Annotated in this window: 8 protein-coding genes; 4 read left to right on the top strand and 4 right to left on the bottom strand. The window is 72.9% G+C overall.

The genetic code is table 11. The annotated features are described in order from the left end of the window. Positions 1-1,028 (bottom strand): hypothetical protein (locus AB0J52_RS16115; RefSeq protein WP_500182359.1); only part of this gene is annotated, 1,028 nt, incomplete at its 3' end. A 290-nt stretch (positions 1,029-1,318) separates the two neighbouring features. On the opposite strand from AB0J52_RS16115, the gene AB0J52_RS16110 reads away from it, so the two are divergent. After that, entirely contained in the window at positions 1,319-4,360 is a 3,042-nt protein-coding gene (locus tag AB0J52_RS16110) for an AfsR/SARP family transcriptional regulator (RefSeq protein ID WP_500182358.1), read from the top strand. Positions 4,361-4,806: 446 nt separating this feature from the next. Further along, positions 4,807-5,250, top strand: coding sequence for an ATP-binding protein (locus AB0J52_RS16105; protein ID WP_500182357.1), 444 nt, complete (start codon positions 4,807-4,809; stop codon positions 5,248-5,250). Positions 5,251-5,277: 27 nt separating this feature from the next. Here AB0J52_RS16105 and AB0J52_RS16100 read toward each other — a convergent pair whose 3' ends face one another. Further along, positions 5,278-6,171 carry a sigma-70 family RNA polymerase sigma factor gene (locus AB0J52_RS16100; RefSeq protein WP_500182356.1) on the bottom strand — a complete coding sequence of 298 codons (894 nt, stop codon included), beginning with the start codon at positions 6,169-6,171 and terminating at the stop codon, positions 5,278-5,280. 132 nt (positions 6,172-6,303) lie between these two features. On the opposite strand from AB0J52_RS16100, the gene AB0J52_RS16095 reads away from it, so the two are divergent. Beyond that, positions 6,304-6,759, top strand: a complete 456-nt coding sequence (locus tag AB0J52_RS16095) for a carboxymuconolactone decarboxylase family protein (RefSeq protein ID WP_500182355.1) — start codon at positions 6,304-6,306, stop codon at positions 6,757-6,759. A gap of 73 nt (positions 6,760-6,832) precedes the next feature. On the opposite strand, the gene AB0J52_RS16090 is transcribed toward AB0J52_RS16095, so the two are convergent. Together AB0J52_RS16090 and AB0J52_RS16085 are read right to left on the bottom strand one after the other, a co-directional pair. Further along, positions 6,833-8,110 carry an MFS transporter gene (locus AB0J52_RS16090; RefSeq protein ID WP_500182354.1) on the bottom strand — a complete coding sequence of 426 codons (1,278 nt, stop codon included), beginning with the start codon at positions 8,108-8,110 and terminating at the stop codon, positions 6,833-6,835. Then, entirely contained in the window at positions 8,107-8,709 is a 603-nt protein-coding gene (locus AB0J52_RS16085; protein WP_500182361.1) for a mycothiol-dependent nitroreductase Rv2466c family protein, read from the bottom strand. The genes AB0J52_RS16090 and AB0J52_RS16085 overlap by 4 nt, the downstream gene beginning before the upstream one ends. A 112-nt stretch (positions 8,710-8,821) precedes the next feature. Between AB0J52_RS16085 and AB0J52_RS16080 the strand changes: the two genes are divergently transcribed. Next, positions 8,822-9,431: GntR family transcriptional regulator (locus AB0J52_RS16080; protein ID WP_500182360.1), on the top strand; the 610-nt coding region annotated here is incomplete at its 3' end.

Here is a 9,431-nt window from a genome sequence, read left to right as displayed (position 1 = left end):
CGCGCCACGACCGCGCGGTGCCGGTCGGCGGAGAAGCCCTCGGCGGCCTGCGCGAGCTGCCGGGTCAGCGCGGCGCGTCCGACGCGGGGCGCGACCTCCGCCAGCCGGGCCGCCGCCGAGTCCGGCGTGACCTCCTCGGGCGGGAAGCTGCCGAGGAGCACCGGCACGCCGGCCGCCGCTCCGTACACGGTCGCCGAGCCGTGGTCGCCGACGATCCAGTCCGCGGCGGCGAGCACCGCGAGCCAGTCCGCCTCCGGCGGCACCAGGCTCAGCCCGCGTCTCAGCCGGTCGGCGAGCCACGACTTCACCTGGAAGGAGCCGTGCGCGGCCCAGATGTGCGGGTGCAGGAGTGTCACCACCTGGTACTGGTCCTCGGGGAGCTCGTCCAGCAGCCGCGCCCACAGTTCGGGGCGGCGCCCGAGCAGCGACTTCGGGCCCCACGTCGAGCACACCACCACGAGCTTGCGGCCGTCGCCCGCACCGAGCGCCACCTGGTACGAGGAGCGGCGTGGCAGGCTCGCGGCCAGCACGTCGAAGCTCGGGTCGCCCACCACGTGCGCGGCGGGCACCGCCTCCGGGCAGGACCGGCCGAGCGCGGCGAGGTCGTCGTCGTGCGGCAGCACCACCGCCGCGGGGACGAGCGTCCCGTCCCGAACGAGCCGCTGTGCGTCCAGCCCGTACGCGACACGCTCGCCGACCGCGCGGCCCACCCGCCGCTGGACCAGCTTGGCGTGTCCGACCCCGTGCGGCATGACGACGACCGGCGTGTGGAGCTCGGCCAGTCCGCCGTAGCCGGCGGCGAGCGCGAGGTCGAACTCGGTGCGGACCGCCTGCCGCCACGGCACGCGCGCCGCGCCGAGCCCGTCGAGGAACTCCTCCACGCCCGCGCCGAACGCGTCCGGCCCCCGGGTGAACACCACCTGCACTCGCAGGTCGTTCTCCACCAGCCGCGCGGCGGACAGCAGCCGCTGGCCGGACGTCACGGTGTGCACCACCACCAGCAGCGTCTTGCATCCACTCCGGGTCATCCACCGGCCGGCGTCCTTCCCGACCGGGAACGGACGCCACTCGCTGTCGGACATCTGCCTCCGACCCCCTTCCGGGCGGATCCACTACCGCCCGCTTTGTTGCGACCCCGCGCTGATCGTCCGAAATGAACCTTGCGGGGCACCTTGCGGGGATGCTTGCGGCAGGAGGTGGAGAAGCGGCCCGAAGTGGCCAGGGGACGAACGCCTTGCTTCTGGTCCCGGCCGCTTGACAATGGAATGATTCGGGTGTCAAAAGGCCGCCCCAGGAAAAACTTCCGCAGGGAGCGCGGATGGAATTCCGAATTCTCGGCCCGGTGGAGGCGCGAGTGGGGGGCCGGGCGGTTCCGCGCGTGTGGGCGAAAGAGCGAATCGTCCTCGCCTCCCTGCTGTTGGCCGGTGATCGGCCGGTCCAGACCGAGACCCTCATCGGACGGATCTGGGACGGCGAGCCGCCGGCGAACGCGCGAAGCCTGCTGTACACGCACATCGCCCGGCTCCGGAACCAGCTCGCACGGCCCGACTCGCGCGACCGCCTGACCCGCGCGCCGGGTGCCTACGTGCTGGACGCGAGTTCCGACGACGTCGACTACCGGCGTTTCCAGGAGCTGCGAAAGCAGGCCCGCGCATTGGCCGCGCACGGCGCGCGCGAGCACGCCGCGCAGATGTACGCCGACGCGGCCCGACTGGCGTCGGCGGCCCCCTTGCTGAACGTTTCGGGAGATTGGGCCGCGCGGGCGCGCCGGAAGATCGCCGACGAACTGCTCGGCTGTTCTCTGGAACGATTCGAACTCATTCTCGAACTGGGGCGCCATGAGGAACTCGCCGGGGAACTCCTGGAACTGGTCGCGGCGAACCCGGAGAACGAGCGGGCGGTCGCTCTGCTGATGCTGGCCCTGCACCGGGCCGGGCGTTCGGGAGAGGCCCTCGCCGAATACGAGAACGCGCGCCTGCGCCTGGACGAGCGCCTCGGGGTCGCTCCCGGAGCCGCGCTGCGCGAACTGCACCGGCGGATTCTGGCCGGCGACGCCGCGCTCGACCCGCCGGCGTCGTCCCTCGCCGGCCGGCCTTCGGCACCTGTCAACGACCTCCTCCGCGACGTCAGCACCTTCACCGGCCGCGCCCGGGAGATGGACGCCCTGCTCGCCCTGGCGGACGACCCGGACGTGTCGGTCATCGCGATCGACGGCATGCCGGGCGTCGGAAAGACGACCCTGGCCGTTCACCTCGCCCACCGGCTCGCCGACCGCTTCCCCGACGGCTGCCTCTACCTCTGCCTGCACGGACACACCCCCGGCCGGAGCCCCATCGCACCGGCCGAGGCCCTCGGCACGCTGCTCCGCAAGATCGGCGTCGAGCCCGGCGTCGTCCCCGCCGACACCGACGGTCGCTCCGAGCTCTGGCGCTCCCGCCTGGCCCACCGCCGCGTCCTGGTCGTCCTGGACGACGCCCTCGGTGTCGGGCAGGTGAACCCTCTGCTGCCGGGCGGCGCGGGCTGCCTGGTCATCGCCACCGGGCGCCGCGCACTCGCCGGACTCGACGACGCCCGCCCGCTCCCGCTCGACGTCCTCCCGCCGGACGAGGCCGCAGCCCTGTTCGTCCGGGCCAGCGAAACCGACCTCGCCCGGTCCGCCGGTGACGTGGCCGAGGTCGCCCGGCTCTGCGGGCACCTGCCGCTCGCCCTGCAACTGACCGGCAACCGCCTGCGCCACCGGGCCCATTGGACGGTCTCCGACCTGGCGCGCCGCCTCCGCGTCCGCCCCGGCCGGCTCGCCGAGATCCGCGCCGAGGACCGCCACCTGCTCACCGCGTTCGGGCTGTCCTACGAGGGCCTGCCACGAACGCTGCAGGACGCGTTCCGGCTGCTCTCCCTGCATCCCGGGCGCACCATCACCGCCCAAGCGGCCGGCGCCCTGCTGAACATGCCGCCGTCCCGCGCTGAGACCGCCCTGGAAGAGCTGGCCGACCACCACCTGCTCAGCGAGACCGGCAACGGCCACTACCGCTTCCACGACCTGCTCCACGAGTACGCGCTCGACCTGGCCGCCCCGCCTCCGCCCCCGGCGGTGCCGGGCTCGGTGCGGCGCCTCCTCGGCCACTACCTCGCCCTCGCGGAGGACCGCGACCGGGCCCGCCTCGACGCGGAGGCCGACAACCTCGTCCCGGTGGCCGGCTACAGCGCGGCCCACGGCCTCGACGACTACACCGCCCGCTTCGGCGACGCCCTGGCCGACTACCTGGAGGCATCGGGACGCTGGGACGACGCCCTGCGCGTCCACCGGGCCGCCGTCCAAGCCCGGCGGAGCCAACGGGACGACGCCGGCGCGGCCCGCGCCTTGGCGCACCTGGCCAGGACCCAGTGGCGGACGGGCGACCCGCCCGCCGCCCTGGAATCGGCGACCGAGTCCCTCCGCATCCGTCGGCATCTCGGGGACGCGGCGGGAGCAGCGCGGGCCTTGGACCAACTCGGCCTCATCCATTGGACGCGCTCCGAATTCGACGTCGCATCCGGCTATTACGACCAGGCACTGGGGTTGTGGCGCTCTCTAGGTGACCGGGTCGGTGAGGCGACGACGCTGAGCCACGTTGCCATCGTCAAAACCCACCAGGGTCGCTATGCGGAAGCGATCAGCCTTCTGCAGGCCGCGCTGAGAATGTATGAGGCCGCCGGCAACGCGCACGGTGCTCTGATGTCGCTCAACAACCTCGGTGAACTGGAATTGCATTTGGAGCGGCCCCAGGCTGCACTCACCTATTTCCGGCGCGTCGAGAATACGGCGGAAATGAGCAGGCAGCACCAGGCCAACCTGCTGAACAACTTCGGTGTGGCGTATGACCGGCTTGGGCGGTTCGATGAGGCGCTCGCGTACTACCGTGACGCCCTGACCGTCTACTCCGAGATAGGGGACCGGCGGGGCGAGGCGGACTGCTTGATCAACCTCGGCGCGCACTACGTCAACGGCCCGAACCGGGACGGCGAGGGCCTCCTCCACCTCAACAAGGCCCTGCAGTTGGCCCGTCAGATCCGCGAGCCCTTCCTGGAGGCCAAGGCGCTGAGGGGCATCGCCGACGCCCATCGCCGTGCCGGCCGCGCGTCCGCCGCGCTCTCCTCGTACGAGCAGGCCCTCGTCCTGGCGCGCTCGATGGAGGACGCGAGCCAGGAAGCGTGGGCGCTATGGGGGATTGGGACCATTAAGACGGTAATGCACGGTGAAGTGGCGGCACGTCCGTTCCTCGAAGAGGCCCTGCACCTGTTCGACGCCCTCGGCGTCCCGCCCGCCGATGCCGTCCGGGCCCAACTGGAGGGCGGTGCCGACACCTCCTTCCGTGCCTGATTTCGAAACAGTCTTCGATAGTCCGATACGTACTTACCGGTAGGTATGAATCGAGGCTGCAGAGATCGTTTGAATGGGCGCGACGGGGCCCCGACTATGTATAGGCTTGTCATGGTTCGCGGGGGTGCGTGCCGACGGGGCGAGTGAGGAGAAAAGGTGTTTCCAGCCGTTATGCACGTCGCGCAGATCGTGATGATCTTCATGACGTGAGTATCTTCATAGAGGGAAGTCGTGCGGCCCGCCCCGGGATTCCGGTGGCGGGCCGCCGCGTTGGGGCGCGGTGAGGGTCGGGGGTTGGGTTCGTTGCTTTGAGAAGATGGGCGTGACCTGCGGGTTCGGCTGTGCGGGCGGCGGAAATCCGGTAGGGATGTGGGGGACCGATGACGACGATGAAAGGCGTCCGACCCGTCGCGACAGGCGGCGGCCCCGTCCCCGCGAGGTGATCGATGTTGCTCACCACCCCCGTCCCCGCCACGTCCGCCGCGCCGATGTACTGGCGGCGGGCGTTCCCCGGCGACCCCGTCCAGGCCAAGGCGGCCCGGGTGTTCGCCGCGCAGCTCCTGCACGGCTGCCCGGCGCTGGACGACATCCTCCTGGTGCTGGACGAGCTGGCCGTCAACGCGGTGCGCCACACCCGGTCGGGCGACGACGGCGGGTACTTCACCGTCGAGCTCAGCCGGGACGTCCGCCAGGTGGTCGTCGGCGTGGCCGACCAGGGCGGGGCCTGCGAGCCGCGGGTCCGCCGGCTGGGCGTGCCCGGCGACCTGGAGAGCCTGGCGGAGTGCGGCCGCGGCCTGCTCACCGTGGACGCGCTGGCCGCACGCTGGTCCTGGACGGGCGACGAGCGGGGACGCGTCGTCCGGGCCGTGTTCGGCTGTCCGCGCGGGTGACGGACGGCCCCGGGCGCGAGGCGGCGGTCAGGCCACCCACGAGGGGACGAGCTGGCCGAGCCGGGCGGGGTCGGTCATGCCGCGGATGGCCGTGATGAGGCCGCCTTCGACGGTGAAGGCGAGGACGGTGGCGGGTCGTCCGCCGACGGTGATGAGGACGCCGGGCGCGCCGTCCACGAGGGCGGGATGGGCGACCGCGTACGGGTTGGCGAACCTCGCCGCCTGCGCGGCGACCTCGGACGCGCCCCGGACGACGGTGAGCGTGGCGGGTCGCTGCGTGCCGCCGCCGGCGCCGTGGGACCGCAGTTCGACGTCGGGGGCGAGCGCGGACAGCAGGTCGGTGATGTCGCCTCGGCCCGCCGCGGCGAGGAAGGCGTCGACGACGTCCCGGGCGGCGGCGTTGGCGTCGGCCGTGGGCCGGCCTGAGCGGAGCCGTCCGCGCGCCCGGCTGGCGAGCATCTTGGTGGCCGCGGTGCTGCGGCCCAGGATGGCCGCGATCGAGCCGAACGGGACGTCGAAGACGTCGTGCAGGACGAACGACACGCGTTCCGCCGGGGTGAGGGCGTCCATGACGACGTACAGGGCGAGCCCGACCGAGTCGGCGAGGACGGCCTCATGTTCGGGGTCGATCCCGGACCGGCCGTTGCCGTCCGGCGGAAGCGTGCCGACGTGCAGTTCGAGGGGTTGCTCGCCGCGGACGCCGCGTCTGCGGAGGGCGTCGAGGCAGATCCGGCCGGTCACGGTGGTGAGCCATCCGCGCAGGTCGCCGATGCCGGCGCGGCCGGTCCGCGCGAGGCGCAGCCAGGCCTCCTGGACGGCGTCGTCGGCGTCGGCGTGCGATCCGAGCATGCGGAACGCGATCGCGTGGAGGTAGGGGCGGTGCGCCTCGAACTCCGTGGCGAGGTCGTCCTGGGCGGTCACTGTTCTCCTCGGCGTGCGGCGGTGTCACCACCAGGACGCGCCCCGCGCCCGGAAGGTAACTCCCGGGCCCGCGTTACCTTCCGGCGCGCCGGGACGTCGTGGTGGCACAGAACGCTTCAACGTGGAGGAATCATGGCAGCGCGCATTCAGAACCCGGCGGGCGGACCCGACATCACCAAGGGCGTCCAGCACATCTTCAAGGAGGTGTACTCCGGCGGTGTCTCGGGCGAGACGCTGGAGCTGGTGCATCTGCGGGTGAGCCAGATCAACGGCTGCAGCGCCTGCGCCGACGCGGGCGTCACGAACGCGACCAAGGCGGGCATCGGCACCGACAAGCTGCTCGCCCTGGCCACCTGGTACGAGAACCCGCTCTTCGACGACGCCCAGCGCGCCGCGCTGGCGCTCGCGGAGGCCGCGACCCGGCTGGCGGACCGGCCGGGCGCGGTCACCGACGAGATCTGGGACGCGGCGGCGGAGCACTACGACGAACGGCAGATCGGCTCGCTGGTGCTGATGGTGGCGATCACCAACTTCTTCAACCGCATCAACACCACCTTCCGGATCCCCGCCGGGACCGAGTGGAACTGACACCGGGCCGGTGACGTGCCCCCCAGGCACGTCACCGGCCCCTCGCCCCAGCGGCACGTGCGGCGGGCCGGTGTCACCGCTTCGCCGTCGTCCCGCCCACAACCAGGACGTCCGCGCCTGGGGAAACGTGCGAACCGGTCGCTCCCCGAGGCAGGTCGCTGCGGGACGCGAGCCGGACGACCGGGCCGACCGCGAGGCCGCTGAGCAGGAACAACGCTCCCAGGACCAGCCACCCCGGCGCGCCCCAGCCGATCAGCAGCGAGGTCATCACCATCGGTCCCGCCATCCGCGCGAACTGCGGGGCCATGCTGAAGAAGCCCTGGTACTGCCCCTGCTTGCCGTCGGGCGCGAGCCCGAAGCCGAGTTCCGCGGCGCTCGCGCTGTGCGCCATCTCGGCGAACACCTGGATCAGGGCGCCGGCCAGCAGGACCGCGACGGCGGCGCCCGCCCCCGAGTGGGACGACGACATCGCGAACACGGCGCAGGCGGCGACCATCAGCACCCCGGCCCGCCGGGACGCGCGGACGGCGCCGCGCGGGCCGTCCACCCGGCGGCTCACCCGGACCTGGAACAGCACGACGGTCAGCATGTTCACCACGAGGATCACCGCGGCCACCGACCCGGGCGCGTCGGTGTGCCCGACGATCCACAGCGGCAGTCCGAGGCTGAGGATCGGCATGTTCAGGTACATCACGGCGCTCAGCAGCGTGAGCATCGCGTACGGGCGGTCGCGCAGCACGACCAGGCGCGGTCCGCCGGTGAAGGTCTCCGCGGCAGGCGGGACCTCGGGAAGCCGTCGCAGGACGAGGGCGGCGAGGACGAAGGTGACGGCGTCCATCGCCAGGACCGTCAGGTAGGCCGGGGCGGTGTCGAACGTCAGGGCCAGACCGCCCAGGCCCGCGCCCACCGCGAGTCCCGCGTTCAGGGTGGACTGGAGGTGCGCGCGCACCACCGTCCGGCGGGCCGGTTCGACCAGTCCCGCGAACAGGGCCTGCCGCGCCGAGTTCAGCCCGCCCTGGCAGCCCGCGTACACGCTCACCAGCAGCAGGAACAGCGGGAACGACCGCACGAACAGCAGCGCCCCCAGCGCCGCCCCGGTCGCCAGGGCCAGTTCCACCGTGGTGCGGCGCGGGCCCCGCCGGTCGGCCAGGTGGCCGAGCGGGACCCCGGCCAGCATCCCGCAGCTCCAGCCCACCGTCAGCGCGCTCCCCACCTCGGACGCCGACAGGCCCACGACCCGGGTGAAGAACAGCGCCGAGGTGGCGTAGAACGCGCCCTCCCCGACGGCGCTGACCAGCTGGCCGAGCGCGAGGACGCGGGCCGGACCGGCGGGCGGGAGCAGGCCGTTCATCCGACGCGCGGGGACTCGGTGCGCCCGCGCTTCAGCTCGAAGAACCCGGGCGACCCGGAGACGAGCAGGACGCCGTCCCAGAGGCGGCCCGCGTCCTCCCCGCGCGGGACGGGCGTGACGACCGGCCCGAAGAACGCGTTGACGCGTCCGTCCGGGCCCGGGACGTGGAGGGCCGGGGTCCCGAGGTCCTCGCCGACCGGGTCGAGGCCCGCGTGGTGGCTGGCCAGCAGGGCCTCGTCGAACTCGTCGGTGTCGGCGGCGTCCGCGAGGGCGGGGTCCAGGCCCGCGGCCTCCAGGGCGCTCACGTACAGGTCCCGCCCGATCGGCGTCCTGTCGTGGTGGATGCGGTCGCCCAGCGCGTTGTAGAGGTCCCGCAGGACGGGCGTGCCGTACTTCTGCTCGGCGGCGATCGCCACGCGGACCGGCCCGAGGGTGTCGGCGAGCCAGCGCCGGTACCAGTCCTCCAGGCCCTCGCGCCCCTCGTTCAGCAGCCAGAGGCTCATGACATGGAAGCGCACCTCCACGTCCCGGACGCGCTCCACTTCGAGCAGCCAGCGGGAGGCGTTCCAGGCCCAGGGGCACTTCGGGTCGAACCACATGTCGACGGTGGTCAAGGGGGTACTCCTCGGTCGTTCACGGTTTCGCGGACACCAGTCAACGGCCTACGATTGGCGGCGGGTAGTGCCAATATCCGCGTAACTCGATGGGCCAATCGCGATCGACCTGCACATCAGCCTGGACGGCTCGGGTGACCTCACCGCGCGCATCCACCGCCAGCTCCTGGACGCGATCCTCGACGGCCGGCTGCGTCCGGGGGAGCGCCTGCCGCCCACCCGCGAGTTCGCCCGCCGCCTGAACGTGTCGCGCAACACCGTCGCGGTCGCCTACGAGCGGCTGACCGCCGAGGGGCTGCTGGTCGCCCGCGTCGGATCCGGCACGTTCGTCGGCCGCGCCCCCGTCGGCCGCACCCGCAACGGCCCGGAAGGTGACGCCGTCCGCCCCCGCCCCCTCTGGGACGCCCCGGAAGCCCCGGCGACCGTCGCAGCGGAAGCGACGGCCTCCGCAGTGGAACCGCTGGCCTCCGCAGCGGAACCTGCGACCTTCGCAGCGGCGACCAGGGCCTCCGCAGCGGAACCTGCGGCCTTGGCAGCGGCACCTGCGGCCGCCGCAGCGGAACGGCCGGCCTTCTCGGCGGAGCCTGCGGCCGCCGCGCCCGCGGTGTACGACTTCCGCGTCGGCACGCCCGACGCGGAGCTGTTCCCGCTCGCCGTATGGCGGCGGCTGCTCGCGGGAGTGTGGCGCGCGTCGGCCATCCGGACCG

This window comes from Spirillospora sp. NPDC049652, assembly GCF_040675125.1.
Taxonomy (GTDB): domain Bacteria; phylum Actinomycetota; class Actinomycetes; order Streptosporangiales; family Streptosporangiaceae; genus Spirillospora.
The sequence above is the reverse complement of the archived record's forward strand: the minus strand, read 5'-3'. Positions and strand labels throughout refer to the sequence as shown.